Origin of the sequence: Niastella vici (genome assembly GCF_002077945.1) — a bacterium.
Taxonomy (GTDB): Bacteria; Bacteroidota; Bacteroidia; order Chitinophagales; family Chitinophagaceae; genus Niastella; species Niastella vici.
Genome location: NZ_LVYD01000041.1, coordinates 202792 through 217832, shown reverse-complemented (window position 1 = coordinate 217832; position 15041 = coordinate 202792). Strand labels below are relative to the sequence as shown.

Sequence of the window (15041 nt, the reverse complement as noted above, 5' to 3'; positions counted from 1 at the left end):
AATTATTAATTCCCGAAATCTCTAAATTCAAAGGGTTCGGTGTCAATTAGTTTGGAGAAGAGAAAAAATATTCAAACCTCAAAATCCCAAAATCCCAAAATCTCAAAATGTCTTAGTGTTTTTAACCTATTTTTGCCCCCGTTTGCAACAAATTACAAATATTTAATAATGGTTGATGTTTTATTAGGTCTTCAATGGGGCGATGAAGGCAAAGGCAAGATCGTGGACTATTTTGCTCCCGGTTATGATGTTATTGCCCGCTTTCAGGGTGGTCCAAATGCAGGCCATACGTTATATGTAAACGAAAAAAAAGTTGTCCTGCATCAAATTCCTTCCGGTATTTTTCATGAAAATACAATTAACCTCATCGGTAACGGCGTTGTACTTGACCCGGTTACATTAAAAAGGGAATGTGAAACGGTTAAAGCGTTTGGCATTGATTACCGGAAGAACTTATTTATTTCGGAAAGAACGCATCTGATATTACCCACACACCGGGCACTTGACAAAGCTTCTGAGCTGTCAAAAGGAAATGATAAGATCGGTTCTACCCTGAAAGGTATTGGACCCGCTTATATGGATAAAACCGGCCGTAACGGGTTGCGTGTAGGTGACTTGTTAGATAAAAGTTTCACAACCCAATACATCCGCCTGCGATTGAAGCACCAGAAGTTGCTGGATAGTCTTAACTTTCATGAAGATATTTCAGCCTGGGAAGAAGAGTTCTTTGAAGCGCTCGAATTCATGAAAGAATTCAAGGTTGTAAGCGGCGAATACTTCATCAATGAAAAAATAAGCCAGGGCAAAAAAGTTTTAGCTGAAGGTGCACAGGGAAGTATGCTGGATGTTGATTTTGGTACTTTCCCGTTTGTAACTTCATCTAATACTATTTCGGCCGGTGTTTGTACCGGTTTGGGTGTGGCCCCGCAAAAGATCCGTGATGTGATAGGTGTAACCAAGGCCTATTGCACCCGGGTGGGCAGCGGACCTTTCCCTACTGAACTGCACGATGAAACCGGTGAAGAGCTGCGTAAGATCGGTAATGAATTTGGCGCTACCACGGGCCGTCCCAGACGTTGTGGCTGGATTGACCTGGTTGCCTTACGTTTTGCCTGCATGGTAAACGGGGTAACAAAACTGGTTATGACAAAAGCAGACGTGCTGGACGCTTTTGAGGAGCTGAAAGTATGTACGTCTTACATGGTTGATGGTAAAAAAACGGATGCTATTCCTTTCCAGATGACCAGAATGGCAATAACCCCGGAACTGAAAAGCTTTAAGGGCTGGAAAACAGCGACTGATAAGTTTAGATCGGCCGGTGAATTACCCGCAACCATGACGGAATATGTATCATTTATTAATTCATATTTAGGTGTGAATATTAATTATATTTCCAATGGTCCGGGACGTGAACAATTGATAGAAATTCAGTAGTTTTCACTTCGGATTTTTTGATAGAAAAATTATTTTAAAAAATTTGGCGAATTAAAAACTTCGCTGAAAATTTACAACATAATCTTACCAGACAATGGCAGCAAAATCTGACAAGGAAAAAAAGACCGACGGAAACTCTGCACCAAAGTCTTCTAAGGAAACTCCGAAAAAAGCCTCATCGAAACCAAAGAAAGAAGAGGATGAGGATGATGAAGACTTGGAAGATGAAGAGTTAGAAACGCCGAAGACCGCTAAAAAAGCAGGTAAAGCTTCTTCTAAGAAATCCGATGAAGAGGATGATGAAGATGATGACGAGGACATGGATGATGAAGTGGATGATTGGGATAAGCCGGAAGAAGATGATAACTGGGACCCTGACTTTGAAGAATTTGATTTACCCAAATCAAAAGGAAAAAAAGCCAGTAGCGGTGGAGGAACTGGCGGTGGGGCCGCTAAAAAAGGCAAAGGTGACGATGACGATGACCTTGGCCTTGACGATGAGTTCAAAGACCTTGATCTCTTCAACGATCGTGGCTTCGACGACGATGAGGAGGACTTTTAGTGGTTACTTCAATTACTGCTCACCCTGTTTCCACAGTGCGCAGACAATTTATATCATTTCCCATCGCTGATCTTCAGCGAACCAAACAACAAATGTTGAGCTGGGTTAACCAGTTCAACATTTGTTGTTTTCTCGACAACCAGCATTATCATTTACCGCATCACAGTCTTGAATGTATGGCTGCGGCAGGGTCGGTACAAACCCTTGCAACCGCGGCTGGCAGTGCATTTGAGCAGTTGCAGCAGTTGTACGCGCAACATGGCGACTGGCTTTTCGGGCATTTGAGCTACGATCTCAAAAATGAAACCGACAACCAGGCAAGTCATAATGCCGATGGCATTGGTTTTCCTGACCTTTGTTTTTTTGTTCCTGAAGTCGTTTTGCAATTAAGCGAACAGGAGCTGCAGATCGGCGCGTTTGATGCGCGGCACGAGACCATATTTCATGAAATATGCGCCATGGAGCCGCCTGGTGAAGCTGGTCCGTTGGCGCCCACACCTATCAATAACCGCATAAGTAAAGAAGAATACATTCGCATCATCAGGCAACTGCAACAGCATATTTTGCGTGGCGATTGTTATGAGATAAACTTCTGCCAGGAATTCTTTGCTGAAAATATAACCATTGATCCCGTGCAGGTATATTGCTCCCTGAGCGATACCTCGCCAAACCCGTTTGCGGCCTATTATAAAACAGGCCAGCAATATCTTTTGTGCGCCAGCCCCGAGCGGTACCTGAAAAAAGAGGGCGATCGTATTCTTTCGCAACCCATAAAGGGTACTTCGCAACGTAACCTGCTAAATGCGGCAGAAGATGAAAAAAGTGCCACACACCTCTACAATAGTGTTAAAGACCGGTCGGAGAATGTAATGATCGTTGACCTGGTGCGTAATGATCTGTCGAAGATCTGTGAGGAAGCATCGGTGCAGGTGGAAGAGTTATTCGGCATCTACAGCTTTCCGCAGGTGCATCAGATGATCTCTACCGTTAGTGGGCAGCTGCGCAGCGATATTCATTTTATTGAGGCTATAAAGGCTACATTTCCCATGGGCTCCATGACCGGCGCCCCCAAGAAAAGGGTGATGGAGCTGATAGAGCAATATGAACAAACGCGGCGCGGCATTTTCTCCGGCGCCGTAGGGTATATAACTCCCGAAGGTGATTTTGACTTCAATGTGGTGATCAGGAGTATCATGTACAATGCTACAAATAAGTATCTTTCTTTTCAGGCCGGTTCGGCCATTACATTTTACAGCGATCCCGAAAAGGAATATGAAGAATGCCTGTTAAAGGCAGCGGCTATCAAGAAGGTGCTGGGTAATTAAAAAAAGAATGCCACCCGGTGAAGATGGCATTCAAAATAAGTGGTATAGTACCTAATATTATTATTTTACTACAGTGGCGCCGCTCAGCAGCATCTGCACACTTTCGTTAAGGATAATATATTTGTTGGCTACGAACAATTCCATTTTATCGGCCGGCAATTTTATTTCATACGCATTGTCGCTGCTGGCCATAATAGCATCGAAATCGGGGTTATACCGGTTGAACTCGGTGGGCTCCATCATAATATTCTTTATAATGGCCACGGAGTAATATTTACCCGATACCTCAAGGCTTTTGGCATTATTAAACTCATCGGTAGTTAACCGGCGGTTGATGAGGCGGGTAGCGGTTATGCCCAGCTGTTCGGTAACCTCGGCCTTGGTGAGCGTGGTTACGCTGCCCTGTCCTTCAAAGATATAATGGGTGCCAATGAATTTTTTTACATGCATCCGGGTTTCGGCCGGCAAATAATTCTGGAGCTTCCAGAAATTGCGGCTGCCCTGGCTCCTTTTGATGGCGTTATATACATTGAGAGGGCCACCATTATAGGCGGCTATTACCAGCAGCCAGTCGCCAAATTCCCTATACAGATCGCGCAGGTATAAAGCGGCTGCAGTGGTGCTCTTGGTATAGCTTTTCCGTTCGTCGACCGAGCGGTTCACCTTAAGTCCCAAATCGCGGGCGGTTTGGGGCATTAACTGCCAGGGACCAACAGCGCCGGCCCAGGAGGTGGCGGTTGATTTCAGTTCAGATTCAATGACAGCCAGGTATTTTAATTCTGCCGGAAGGCCGTATTTCCTCAATACGCCATCGATCATATTAAAATATGGTTTGGCCCAGGTCTTCATTTTACGAAGATCTTCGCCATTTTTCTCCATATAATCCTGAACAAACTGAATAGCGCGGGGATTCAGCTTAATGCCATTGGAGGAATAATAACCCGCTTCGAAAGCGTGGTTTAAGTCTTCTTGCTGGGGATCTGCGGAGTCATTTACTACTTTTCCAGGGAATTCGAATTGTTGTGAAAGAACAATCCTGTTAATCTTTTGGTCACCTTTAACAGGTGTGATTGCAATTCCGTGGTCAGTACTGTATGCCATGCATAACCATCCCAGGCCTAAAGCACCCGAAATAAAAAGTTTTCGTTTCATTTTCGTTAGTTAAAACTAATAATGATCGACCCGGTGGTATGGATTGAGTGAAAGTTTACACAGGATTAAACGGATGTGAGTTTTCTTAGGATTTGTTGGAGAAACAGAGCAGATATTAAGCCGGGGGTCGAAGGGGTTTAGGCTTTTCATTTAGCCGGCGGTTCTGAACTGTTGCATCCACGACTGGGATAGCTGGAGCAAATATAACTCGGAAAATTGGTTTGTCATAATCTGCACCCCATAGGGCATACCATTAGTGTGCCAAAACAGCGGGAGAGAGATGGTGGGAATACCGGTGAGGTTCGAAAAAACTGTAAAAATGTCAGCCAGATACATGGAAATGGGGTCCTCCGTCTTTTCGCCGATCTTGAAGGCGGTAGAGGGGGCTGTGGGGAGTAAGATGGCGTCGAACTGGCTGAAGATCAGGTTGATCTTATCAACCAATAACTTACGTACCTGTTGTGCTTTAGTAAAATACGCATCGTAGTAGCCCGCGCTTAGTACGAAGGTTCCCAGCATGATGCGTCTTTTAACTTCCCAGCCAAAACCTTCTGACCGGGTGGCACAATAAAAATCTGTTAAAGAATTGTTTTTCCCCGCATTACGGTGTCCGTATTTTACCCCATCGTAGCGCGAGAGGTTGCTACTGGCTTCCGCAGTGGTCAAAATATAGTAGGCAGGAACAATGTAATCTAGGAATTCAAAATCTACCGGTTCTACGGTATGGCCGTCGGCCTGCAGCTTTTGAGTGAAGTCGAGGATCGACTGGCGGATCTCTTTATCGAGCGCCGGACTTTCCAAAGCTTCTTTAAAATAGGCGATCCTGAGCGGTTTGGAAGGCAATGGCGTCAGCTGGCTGTACGCATCCACCTTTTGTTGGGCGCCTGTGCTGTCGAAATCATCGGGGCCGGCAATTACTTCCAGCACCAGGGCTACATCGGGAACGTTATTGGCAAAAATGCCGATCTGGTCGAAGGAGGAGGCATAGGCGATAAGGCCATGCCGGGAAATGCGGCCGTACGTGGGTTTAAGGCCTACCACGCCGCAGAAATCGGCCGGCTGGCGCACAGAGCCGCCGGTATCGCTACCGAGGCTTACCATGCACTGATCGGCCTGAACGGCTACTGCCGAACCGCCTGATGACCCACCGGGTACCCGGCTTTCGTCGAGCGCATTCAGCACTTTGCCGTATGAGGAGTTTTCATTGGTAGAACCCATGGCAAACTCATCACAGTTCGTTGAACCTATAATGATGGCCTCTTCGGCCAGCAACCTTTCAACGGCGGTAGCATTAAAAACGGGCTTGAATCCTTCGAGGATCTTCGAGGCAGCGGTAAGCGGATGGTCTTTATAGGCAATTACATCTTTCAGTGCTATTACCACACCATGTAATTTGCCTGAAGGCTTTCCTGCTTTGCGGCTGGCATCGAGCTCAGCCGCCCGCTGTAAAGCTTCCTCTGCATAAGTATGAACATAGGCATTCAGGTGCCTGCGTGCATCGATCTGCTGCAGGTAGTGTTGAACCGCCTCCACACACGTTGTTGTGCTGGAAAGCAGGTCCTGGTGATATTGCGCTATTGAGTGATACTTAAACAAAGGTTGTTACCGGCTTTGATAAACAAATCGGTTACTAATAGTGGTATGTAAAAAAGAATTAGTGGGCAGAAGTAGTAGAAGAAGCCTGTTTGGTATCCTTCTCGTTAATGCCATCTTCAATCTCTTTCTTCACATTATTTTTGGCATCGTTAAACTCCCTGATACCACGGCCAATACCGCGCATGAACTCAGGTATTTTACGTCCACCAAACAGCACCAACACTGCCAATACGATCAACAACCACTCACTACCACCAGGCATTGAGATCAACAACAGGTTTTTAATACTAAGTAACATGATTAAACTTTTAAATAGTTAGAAAAACAAAATTACGCTCTTTCGGATAGTAAAACGCATAATTGTGCCGCAAATTACGCCTTGTTACTGGTAAAAAAGGTCTTTTTGCCGATGCTTAACAAAGTCAGGTAATAAAAAAGCGGAACCTATTGATCCCGCTTTAAGTAGTTTTATGTACAAGTGACTATTGAGCCACTGGAGCTGCTGTTGTGTTAACGCGTTTCTCTTTAATACGAGCGCTTTTACCACTGCGTTCACGCAGGTAGAAAAGCTTGGCACGACGAACACGACCTGTTTTATTCAGCTCAATAGAGTCAATATTGGGCGAATACAAAGGGAATGTTCTTTCAACACCTACGCTATCGGAGATCTTACGTACAGTAAATGTAGCAGTACCACCTTGTCCCTGGCGTTTGATAACATCGCCACGAAAGCTTTGGATACGCTCTTTACCACCTTCGATAATTTTATAGTTCACAGTTATATTGTCACCCGCTTTAAACTTCGGGAACTCTTTTTTTCCTGTCAACTGCTCATGTACAAATTGAACTGCTGCATTCATGACATTCAAATTTTGGGGAGGCAAAGTTAATTAAAAAATCCAATTATTCATTTTTAATTTCCTAAAACCCCCGATTTTACTGCATTTATTTACTATTTGGCCACATTAACGGCTCTTTTCTCCCTGATTACGGTCACTTTAATTTGCCCGGGGAAGGTCATTTCGGTCTGGATCTTCTGGGCAATATCAAATGAAAGCTTGTCAGAATCGTTGTCGGTCACTTTTTCTGCTTCTACAATTACCCGTAACTCGCGACCGGCCTGAATGGCGTAGGCTTTTTCAACACCATGGTAGGCAAGCGCCAGGTTTTCCAGATCCTTGATACGCTGTAAATACTGTTGCATGATCTCGCGACGGGCGCCGGGGCGGGCGCCGCTGATGGCGTCGCAGGCCTGTACGATGGGGGAGATCACGTATTGCATTTCCATTTCATCGTGGTGGGCGCCAATGGCGTTCACCACTGCGGGGTTCTCCCCGTATTTTTCAGCCAGCTTGGCTCCCAGCAGGGCGTGGCTCAGTTCAGATTCCTCATCGGGCACTTTACCAATATCGTGCAGCAGACCGGCGCGTTTGGCCAGTTTGGGGTTCAGTCCCAGCTCTGCAGCCATGATACCGCACAGATTGGCTACCTCACGGCTGTGCATCAACAGGTTTTGTCCGTAAGAAGAACGGAAACGCATTTTACCTACGATACGAACCAGCTCTTTATGTAATCCGTGAATACCTAATTCAATTACGGTGCGTTCGCCAATTTCAATAACCTGCTCTTCGATCTGGCGGCGGGTTTTTTCCACCACTTCCTCAATACGGGCGGGGTGAATACGGCCATCGGCTACCAGTCGCTGTAAGCTAAGGCGGGCAATTTCGCGGCGAAGGGGATCGAAAGAAGAAAGGATGATGGCTTCCGGGGTATCGTCAACGATGAGGTCGACACCGGTAGCGGCTTCAATAGCCCTGATGTTACGGCCTTCGCGACCGATGATCTGGCCTTTTATTTCATCGCTTTCGAGGTTGAATACAGTGATGGAGTTTTCGATGGCCTGCTCAGCGGCGGTACGCTGAATGGTTTGGATGATGATTTTGCGGGCTTCCTTGTTGGCCTTTTGGCGGGCATCGTCAACAATTTCCTGCTGCAGGGCCAGGGCCTGGGTGTGGGCTTCCTGTTTTAAACTCTCAACTAATTGTTTCTTAGCTTCATCTGCGGTTAAGCCAGCGATCTTTTCGAGGCGGCGGATGTGTTCTTCCTGGTGCTTTTCGAGCTCAGTACGCTTCAGGTTCACTACTTCGATCTGCCGGTTCAGGTTTTCTTTTATCGCTTCGTTTTCCTTGATCTGTTTATCGAGCTGGTCGGCTTTTTGGTTGATCGATTGTTCTTTTTGACGGGCCCGGTTTTCAGATTCGCCCAGCTTCCGGTTACGGTCGAGCACTTCCTTATCGTGCTCGGCTTTCAGGGCCAGGAATTTTTCTTTTGCCTCGAGCTGTTTTTGTTGTTTAGTGGTTTCGGCACTCGTTTGGGCGTCGGCAACAATTTTACGGGCCTGGCTTTCGGCCTCTTCAATTTTTTGCTTAGTGTTTTTGGCAAATATGAATTTGCCCGCTACTATACCTGCCAGTAGCGCCACTATGCCTATTATAGCGGTTAACATACTCTGATCCATAGTGTTTTACATGTTTATAATATTCTACATTATCTCTCCCTCTCTATGTGTCGCAAGATAACCATAGTGAGATGTGAATGTGCGAAAATACAAAAAAAGGTGCAGCAGCGCTGCAAGCATTTTGAAGTCAGTTATTTGTAGAACAGGGAAATCGAGATGTGTACCCCCGACCCCTGGAAGGAGGTGCTATTGAATCCGGTTAATCGATCAGGATCCTGTCGAGCAATTTTTCAATGGCCTGCAGTTGTTGTCCTGTTTGGTTATCAATGAGCGGCTGGCTGGTGGCGGCTTTTTGCTCGGTGGCATACCACAGCACTACCATGGCCACATAATCCTGCATGTCTTTGCCGGCGAAGGTGGTTTTAAATTCCAGGATCTTGTCGTTGATCAATTTGAGGGTTTTGCGAACCACTTCTTCGTCGCTGGGAGCGATGCGAATACGATAGGTTCGGTCGCCTATCAAAACATTTATGGGAATTAATTCTTCCATTGCTTGCAATTTTGAAATCTGTGTCCTATTTTTATCCACACACAATACACACAGGGATACATTTTTACTTACTTCTGGGCTTCAAAGGATAGTTTTGGATGGTTCAAATTCAAATTTCGTATTCTATGATTACTCACCAAAACCAAACCTTTAACATGTTCGCTAAACTTAGGTCGAACGTCTTCATTGACGCGCTGACACTGGAGTTGATCGCGCCCATTCAATCCAGCCTTAAAGCCATTTTACGTGACGAGAGGGGCTATGAATGCAGCCGGCTCGAAACCAACATACCACAAGGCGACAAAACAGTTACCTGGAAAGGCCTGAACGATCTGCCATATGGTGTTTACACCCTGGAACTTTCCCAAGGCGACGATGAAATGAAAATGCGACTCGTAAAACGGGTTTGAACGTCTTATTCGCTCAATAAGGCAATGCACCGGTCAATTTCCCGGATGTAACGGTTAATTCTTTTTTCCACCTCTTTCTTTTCCGGTTCATTCAATTGGCCGGTAACGGTTTGTAATGCCGTAATTTTCATCTCCAGCTCATCAATTCGTATTAACCGGGCCTTTTCTTTATCTCGCAACGCAATCACTTCCCTGCTCAATTGCTCGTGCTCTTTTTGCAGCAGATGATAACGATGTGCCACCTGCTGCAGTTTTTCCGTGATCTGTTTCAGTTGTTCCTGTAATCCCTCCATTGAACAAATTTTAGCCTGGTTCCTTTACCGCACAACCCGGGATCATTTCCTGATCTCTGCCTGTAGGTTTGTTTCCAGGGCATTCATGATTTTATTCATCATACCGTCAATATCTTTATCGGTGGGTGTTTTTTCCTCATCGAGGAAGGTAAAGCTTACCGCGAGCGATTTCTTATCGGCCCCGAGCTTTTCACTTTCAAAAATATCGAACAGTTGTATGGACTGTAACTTGTCGAGTTTTACTTTTTTTACTGTGCTTTCAACGTCAGCAAAGGGAAGGGATTTAGGTACTACCATGGCCAGGTCGCGGCGTACAGGCAACTGGCGGGGTAATTCTTTGGCTTTTATAGAGGTGGCGGAAATGTATTTTAGTAATAATTCAAAGTCCAGATCGGCATAAAACACCGGTTGTTTTATATCAAAACGCTTCAACTCCTGCGAGGTAACCACACCTAATTCAGCTACTACATCTTTATTAATAGTAACCTGAAGGGCATTTACCAAATTACCGCCTTCGGCCCGGGGAGCGAAGCTGGCCCTGGAAATGCCAGTCAATTGCAATATTCTTGCCACTATGCCTTTCCCGTAAAAGATATCTGCGGTGGTGCCTTTTCCTTTCCAGGCATCTTCGGTTACCTGGCCGGTAATATACAGGCATACATGTTCGTGCTCGCTGTACTTTCCGGGGCCCGATGTGCTATAGGTTTTACCGAATTCAAAAAAGCGCAGGTCGTTGTTTTTGCGGTTCAGGTTATGCGCTATGGCTTCCAAACCGGTTTGCAGCATGGAGGGGCGCATGATATTATGATCGGCGCTGAGGTTGTTCAGCAGTTTTACTGCCGTGCTCAGTTCCTGCTCGTCGAAATAAGCTGCATTGGTAATGGAATTGGTAAAGATCTCGTTGAAGCCGAGCCCTACCAGGTAATTGGCCGTTTTTTCGCGGTAAATATGTTTGTTACGGTCTGTTTCAACCGAAGGCGAAATGGTAATGGCCTGGGGTATTTCTACGTTATCCAGTCCATCAATACGCATGATCTCTTCCACAATATCGGCCGGCAGGTGAATATCGGGTTTGCTGAATGGCGCTGATACCAGTATCTCTTCTGCACTTTCTTTTTCTATAGTGAAACCCAGGGCCACCAGTATTTTCTTCACAGCTGCAGCCGGGTAACTCTTTCCGCTCAGTTTGGTGAGGAAAGCATATTTCAACTGTACCTGAGGCTGCTTTGCGGGGTTGGGATATACATCTATTACTTCAGAAGCAATTGAACCACCACCCAGTTCTTTAATAAGCAGCGCGGCCCGTTCCATTACATTAACGGTATTACTGATATCGACATTCTTCTCAAAACGGGTAGCTGCATCGGTGCGCAGGCCATGGCGGAAAGATGTTTTGCGAATATCAACCGGGTTGAACCAGGCGCTTTCGAGAAAGATGTTTTTGGTAGAAGCTGTTACCCCGCTGTGCTGACCGCCGAATACCCCGGCAAAACACATAGGTTCGCTGTTGCCATTGCAGATCATCAGGTCTTCTGCATTCACCTTTCTTTCTTTTTCATCGAGGGTAATGAAAGGCGTGCCTTCGGGCAGGTTTTTTACCAGTACCTTTTTGCCTGTGATCTTATCGGCATCAAAAGCATGGAGGGGCTGACCGGTTTCGTGCAGTATAAAATTGGTGATGTCTACAATATTATTAATAGGCCGCTGGCCAATGGCGCGGAGTTTATCCTGCAGCCATTGAGGACTTTCCTTTACTGTAACGTTGGCAATACTTACCCCGCTGTAGCGCTGACAGGCATTGGTATTTTCGATAGTTACGGTAATGGGGACGGAGGTATTCTCTGTTTTAAAATCACCCACTGGCAGGGCCTTTACTTTCAGGTCCTGGTTATCGTGGTAGGATAAATAGGCGCACACATCCCGGGCCACGCCACGATGGCTCATGGCATCCATACGGTTGGGGGTAAGGCCTATTTCATAGATATAGTCGGTATAAGGTTTGAAATATTCTGCCGCCGGGGTACCCACTTTTACATCGGCGGGTAAAACCAGAATACCGGCATGGTCGTCGCTAAGGCCGATCTCATCTTCGGCGCAGATCATGCCATAGCTTTCTACCCCACGGATCTTCGCGATCTTCATGGTGAGCGGATCGCCTTTTTTGGGGTAAATGGTGGTACCTACGGTGGCCACCACTACTTTTTGACCGGCTGCCACATTGGGCGCCCCGCAAACGATTTGCAGGGGATCGCCTGAACCGATATTTACTTTGGTAACGGTTAATTTATCGGCATTGGGGTGTTTTTCGGCAGCCAGCACTTCAGCGATCACCAGTCCCTGTAACCCGCCTTTCAGGCTTTCATATTTTTCCAGGCTCTCCACTTCGAGCCCTACAGAGGTCAATAATTTACTAAGCCGCTCGGGTTCAATGGTTACCGGCAAATAATCGTGAAGCCAGTTATAGGAAATAGTCATGAAAGAGTCTATGATTTTTTTAGTTCAACGATGGCAGCAAAGATAGGTAATGGGCGGTTACCGCGCCTGTCCCGATTTAATTGGGAGTGCCAGTTTCCCGTTGCCGGGTTTGAGCAATAAATAAGGAGGCTATGAGGAGGAGGTGGTGGAGGGTTAATTCTTACAAACAATAAAAACGAATGGGGGAATTTCGGCGGCGTTTAAAATGCGGTGGATGCGGCCGGGACGTTGTTCAATTCGGCCATTTTTCAATTTCATTACTTCCACGGCGTGGGAAAAACTGATCGCATGCGCTGTTAGCAGGTCGTAACAAAGCCGTTCGTAGTACAGCAGGTGCTGTGCTTCTTTACTGTTTTCTTCAGGCATCATTACTTCATAATGCCGCAACTGGTATACGCGCATGGTCGGTGTTGAAATTAAAGAATCTAATTTACGGTTCTCCGGGTAAATTTAAAATACGAGCATCATCTTTTTATTTGACGTTTTAATTTTCCGATTCCTGTACTATATATACGCCAATTTTATGCCACTGGTCAAAATAAATGCTGGAAAGTGGACGGGTGGCCCATTAGCGGGGTACCGGCGGGCTGAAATTACCGATTACAGCCGGTTACAGCCATCCCATATCCGGAAAATGCTGTGTGGATAGGCGTTTTCACCTATAAAATTGCGGAAATTCCCATCCCGCCTACATCTTATTTTCCCGTTGTTCTCACCAAATATTAGGGCTATTATTCTTACGCACATGATGTGTGAATTTCGTTTTAAGAAGGGTGGCAAACTTTTGTAAATTGTGAATATGTATGCTTGATTGTGTGAATAAGTGCCGTATTTTCGTGGATTGATCTGTGGATTACTGTTATTAAATATAGAACTGTAAATTTTTTTTCCGGGTATGAGAGGGGTCTATATTCGCCGTCCTGACCTTGTGGGGTAACATTGCGTTAACAGTGCAATAATATTTTCGTAACAAACCTTATCCATCAATACTAACCCTGATCGTCATTGGTTGGCAGTATTTCAATCAGAAGTGGCACCGCGCAACAGAATCACTTCAACGCCTTGAGAGTTCCTGTTTGTAAAAACTTTATCAAACCAATGGTTAAATTTTTGTAGACGTTAACGATGGATCTAACTAATCTGAACAACAAAGACCGAAAACAACGCCGCCGCAGCTCTATTGATCTGAATACCATGGTATACGGCAAGGTTCCGCCCCAGGCTAAAGACCTGGAAGAAGCGGTACTGGGCGCACTTATGCTCGAGAAGAACGCCTTTGACGTAGCTGTGGAGATACTGAAGCCCGAGTGCTTTTATGTAGACTCGCACCAGCGTATTTTCCGTGCCATGTTAAGCTTGCAGCAAAAAAGCCAGCCCATCGATATTTTAACGGTGGTGGAAGAGTTGCGCAGAAAGGAAGAGCTGGAAATGGTGGGGGGGCCCTATTACGTAACCCGTTTAACGAATTCAGTTGTTTCTTCAGCCAATATAGAAGCGCACTCAAAGATCATTTTACAGAAATTCATTCAACGCGAACTGATCCGGATCAGTGGCGAAATTATTGGTGACGCGTATGAAGACAGCGCCGATGTGTTTGACCTGCTCGATGAAGCAGAGGCAAAGCTGTTCGAGATCACCAATAACCACATGAAGAAGAACTACGACAGTATCGATACCGTACTGGTGCAAACCGTACAACGTATCGAAGATATGCGCCACAAAACCGAGGATATTACGGGAGTGCCAAGCGGTTTCCCTTCGCTCGATAAAGTGACATATGGATGGCAGGGTTCCGATTTGATCATCCTGGCTGCCCGTCCTGCCGTGGGTAAAACGGCATTCGCCCTTAATCTGGCGCGTAATGCAGCATTGAGTGCTACCCGCCCAACGCCCATTGTATTCTTCAGCCTTGAGATGAGTTCGCCGCAGCTGGTAACACGTATCCTGAGCGCCGAAAGTGAGGTTTGGCTTGAGAAGATATCGCGCGGTAAGATGGAAGATTATGAAATGAAGCAACTGTATGCCAAGGGTATTCAAAAACTGGCGCAGGCGCCCATCTTTATTGATGATACAGCGGCCCTGAACGTATTTGAACTGCGCGCAAAATGCCGCCGCCTGAAGGCCAAACACAATATCGGCCTTATCATCATCGACTATTTACAGCTGATGAGTGGCGCCGGTAACGGTAAGAACACCAACCGTGAGCAGGAGATCAGTACCATTTCACGTAACTTAAAAATGTTGGCGAAGGAGTTGCATGTTCCCATTATTGCCCTGTCGCAGTTAAGCCGTGCGGTTGAAACGCGTAAAGATGGTAACAAGATGCCGCAATTGAGTGACCTTCGTGAATCGGGTGCCATTGAGCAGGATGCCGACATGGTAATGTTTATTTACCGTCCCGAGTATTACGATATTACTTCCAATGAAATGGGAGAAAGCAATAAAGGGGAAACCCACGTGCGTATAGCCAAACACCGTAACGGTTCGCTGGAAACCATCAGGCTGAGAGCCCAGTTGCATATTCAAAAGTTTGTGGAGTTTGAAGGGGATGATTTCAGTGGTTTGGGCATGGGCGGTGGCGGTGGAAGCTGGAAACCGGTACCAACCGATGGCGGTGGTGGCAGTGGTGCAGCCGGTGGCGACGATGGCGCCAAGCTGTACATACAGGCTGGCAGCAAAATGAACGATATGCCATATGGTGATGATGATGAAGCCCCGTTTTAATCCCGACATATCAGGACAGATACAATATTCTGAATTAAGATTTTAAGGTTGTTATTCTGAAA

General features: G+C 46.1%; 14 protein-coding genes. 5 read left to right on the top strand and 9 right to left on the bottom strand.

The window, feature by feature from the left end; genetic code table 11:
• Positions 1 to 168 precede the first annotated feature (168 nt).
• From A3860_RS10585 to A3860_RS10575, 3 genes are all read left to right on the top strand, one after another.
• The gene (locus tag A3860_RS10585) at positions 169 to 1434 is read left to right on the top strand and encodes an adenylosuccinate synthase (protein ID WP_081146652.1); all 1266 of its coding nucleotides are present in this window, start codon (positions 169 to 171) and stop codon (positions 1432 to 1434) included.
• 94 nt (positions 1435 to 1528) lie between these two features.
• On the top strand, positions 1529 to 1996 hold the full coding sequence (locus tag A3860_RS41060; RefSeq protein ID WP_158085198.1) for a hypothetical protein: 468 nt from the start codon (positions 1529 to 1531) through the stop codon (positions 1994 to 1996).
• Between the two features lie 92 nt (positions 1997 to 2088).
• Positions 2089 to 3321: an anthranilate synthase component I family protein gene (locus tag A3860_RS10575; protein ID WP_245843511.1), complete on the top strand. Its 1233-nt coding sequence runs from the start codon at positions 2089 to 2091 to the stop codon at positions 3319 to 3321.
• A 60-nt stretch (positions 3322 to 3381) separates the two neighbouring features.
• Here A3860_RS10575 and A3860_RS10570 read toward each other — a convergent pair whose 3' ends face one another.
• From A3860_RS10570 to A3860_RS10545, 6 genes are all read right to left on the bottom strand, one after another.
• A complete protein-coding gene (locus A3860_RS10570) occupies positions 3382 to 4473 on the bottom strand; it encodes a lytic transglycosylase domain-containing protein (RefSeq protein ID WP_081146650.1) in 1092 nt (363 codons plus the stop codon).
• Positions 4474 to 4623: 150 nt separating this feature from the next.
• Positions 4624 to 6069 (bottom strand): Asp-tRNA(Asn)/Glu-tRNA(Gln) amidotransferase subunit GatA, encoded by a 1446-nt coding sequence (gene gatA, locus A3860_RS10565; protein WP_081146649.1) that lies wholly within the window; start codon positions 6067 to 6069, stop codon positions 4624 to 4626.
• A 58-nt stretch (positions 6070 to 6127) separates the two neighbouring features.
• Entirely contained in the window at positions 6128 to 6367 is a 240-nt protein-coding gene (locus A3860_RS10560; protein ID WP_081146648.1) for a Sec-independent protein translocase subunit TatA/TatB, read from the bottom strand.
• Positions 6368 to 6551: 184 nt separating this feature from the next.
• Complete coding sequence (gene rplS / locus A3860_RS10555; protein ID WP_081146647.1) at positions 6552 to 6929, bottom strand: 50S ribosomal protein L19; 378 nt, start codon at positions 6927 to 6929, stop codon at positions 6552 to 6554.
• 92 nt (positions 6930 to 7021) lie between these two features.
• Positions 7022 to 8575, bottom strand: coding sequence for a ribonuclease Y (gene rny, locus A3860_RS10550; RefSeq protein ID WP_245843510.1), 1554 nt, complete (start codon positions 8573 to 8575; stop codon positions 7022 to 7024).
• A 211-nt stretch (positions 8576 to 8786) separates the two neighbouring features.
• Positions 8787 to 9077, bottom strand: a complete 291-nt coding sequence (locus A3860_RS10545) for a cell division protein ZapA (RefSeq protein ID WP_081146644.1) — start codon at positions 9075 to 9077, stop codon at positions 8787 to 8789.
• A gap of 155 nt (positions 9078 to 9232) precedes the next feature.
• Here A3860_RS10545 and A3860_RS10540 point away from each other — a divergent pair, with 155 nt between their 5' ends.
• Complete coding sequence (locus tag A3860_RS10540; RefSeq protein WP_143774047.1) at positions 9233 to 9487, top strand: hypothetical protein; 255 nt, start codon at positions 9233 to 9235, stop codon at positions 9485 to 9487.
• A 5-nt stretch (positions 9488 to 9492) separates the two neighbouring features.
• Here the strand turns inward: A3860_RS10540 and A3860_RS10535 are convergent, their stop codons facing one another.
• From A3860_RS10535 to A3860_RS10525, 3 genes are all read right to left on the bottom strand, one after another.
• Positions 9493 to 9780, bottom strand: coding sequence for a hypothetical protein (locus A3860_RS10535; RefSeq protein ID WP_081146642.1), 288 nt, complete (start codon positions 9778 to 9780; stop codon positions 9493 to 9495).
• A 42-nt stretch (positions 9781 to 9822) separates the two neighbouring features.
• Positions 9823 to 12255 (bottom strand): phenylalanine--tRNA ligase subunit beta, encoded by a 2433-nt coding sequence (gene pheT / locus A3860_RS10530; RefSeq protein WP_081146641.1) that lies wholly within the window; start codon positions 12253 to 12255, stop codon positions 9823 to 9825.
• Positions 12256 to 12408: 153 nt separating this feature from the next.
• Positions 12409 to 12657 (bottom strand): hypothetical protein, encoded by a 249-nt coding sequence (locus tag A3860_RS10525; RefSeq protein ID WP_081146640.1) that lies wholly within the window; start codon positions 12655 to 12657, stop codon positions 12409 to 12411.
• A 723-nt stretch (positions 12658 to 13380) separates the two neighbouring features.
• Here A3860_RS10525 and dnaB point away from each other — a divergent pair.
• Positions 13381 to 14979, top strand: coding sequence for a replicative DNA helicase (gene dnaB, locus A3860_RS10520; RefSeq protein WP_081146639.1), 1599 nt, complete (start codon positions 13381 to 13383; stop codon positions 14977 to 14979).
• The last annotated feature ends 62 nt before the right edge of the window (positions 14980 to 15041 follow it).

Coding starts and splice junctions, on each gene's coding strand:
- A3860_RS10585 (WP_081146652.1), top strand. CDS start 169: ATGGTTGATGTTTTATTAGGTCTTCAATGGGGCGATGAAGGCAAAGGC.
- A3860_RS41060 (WP_158085198.1), top strand. CDS start 1,529: ATGGCAGCAAAATCTGACAAGGAAAAAAAGACCGACGGAAACTCTGCA.
- A3860_RS10575 (WP_245843511.1), top strand. CDS start 2,089: ATGTTGAGCTGGGTTAACCAGTTCAACATTTGTTGTTTTCTCGACAAC.
- A3860_RS10570 (WP_081146650.1), bottom strand. CDS start 4,473: ATGAAACGAAAACTTTTTATTTCGGGTGCTTTAGGCCTGGGATGGTTA.
- A3860_RS10560 (WP_081146648.1), bottom strand. CDS start 6,367: ATGTTACTTAGTATTAAAAACCTGTTGTTGATCTCAATGCCTGGTGGT.
- rplS (WP_081146647.1), bottom strand. CDS start 6,929: ATGAATGCAGCAGTTCAATTTGTACATGAGCAGTTGACAGGAAAAAAA.
- rny (WP_245843510.1), bottom strand. CDS start 8,575: ATGTTAACCGCTATAATAGGCATAGTGGCGCTACTGGCAGGTATAGTA.
- A3860_RS10545 (WP_081146644.1), bottom strand. CDS start 9,077: ATGGAAGAATTAATTCCCATAAATGTTTTGATAGGCGACCGAACCTAT.
- A3860_RS10540 (WP_143774047.1), top strand. CDS start 9,233: ATGTTCGCTAAACTTAGGTCGAACGTCTTCATTGACGCGCTGACACTG.
- A3860_RS10535 (WP_081146642.1), bottom strand. CDS start 9,780: ATGGAGGGATTACAGGAACAACTGAAACAGATCACGGAAAAACTGCAG.
- pheT (WP_081146641.1), bottom strand. CDS start 12,255: ATGACTATTTCCTATAACTGGCTTCACGATTATTTGCCGGTAACCATT.
- A3860_RS10525 (WP_081146640.1), bottom strand. CDS start 12,657: ATGCGCGTATACCAGTTGCGGCATTATGAAGTAATGATGCCTGAAGAA.
- dnaB (WP_081146639.1), top strand. CDS start 13,381: ATGGATCTAACTAATCTGAACAACAAAGACCGAAAACAACGCCGCCGC.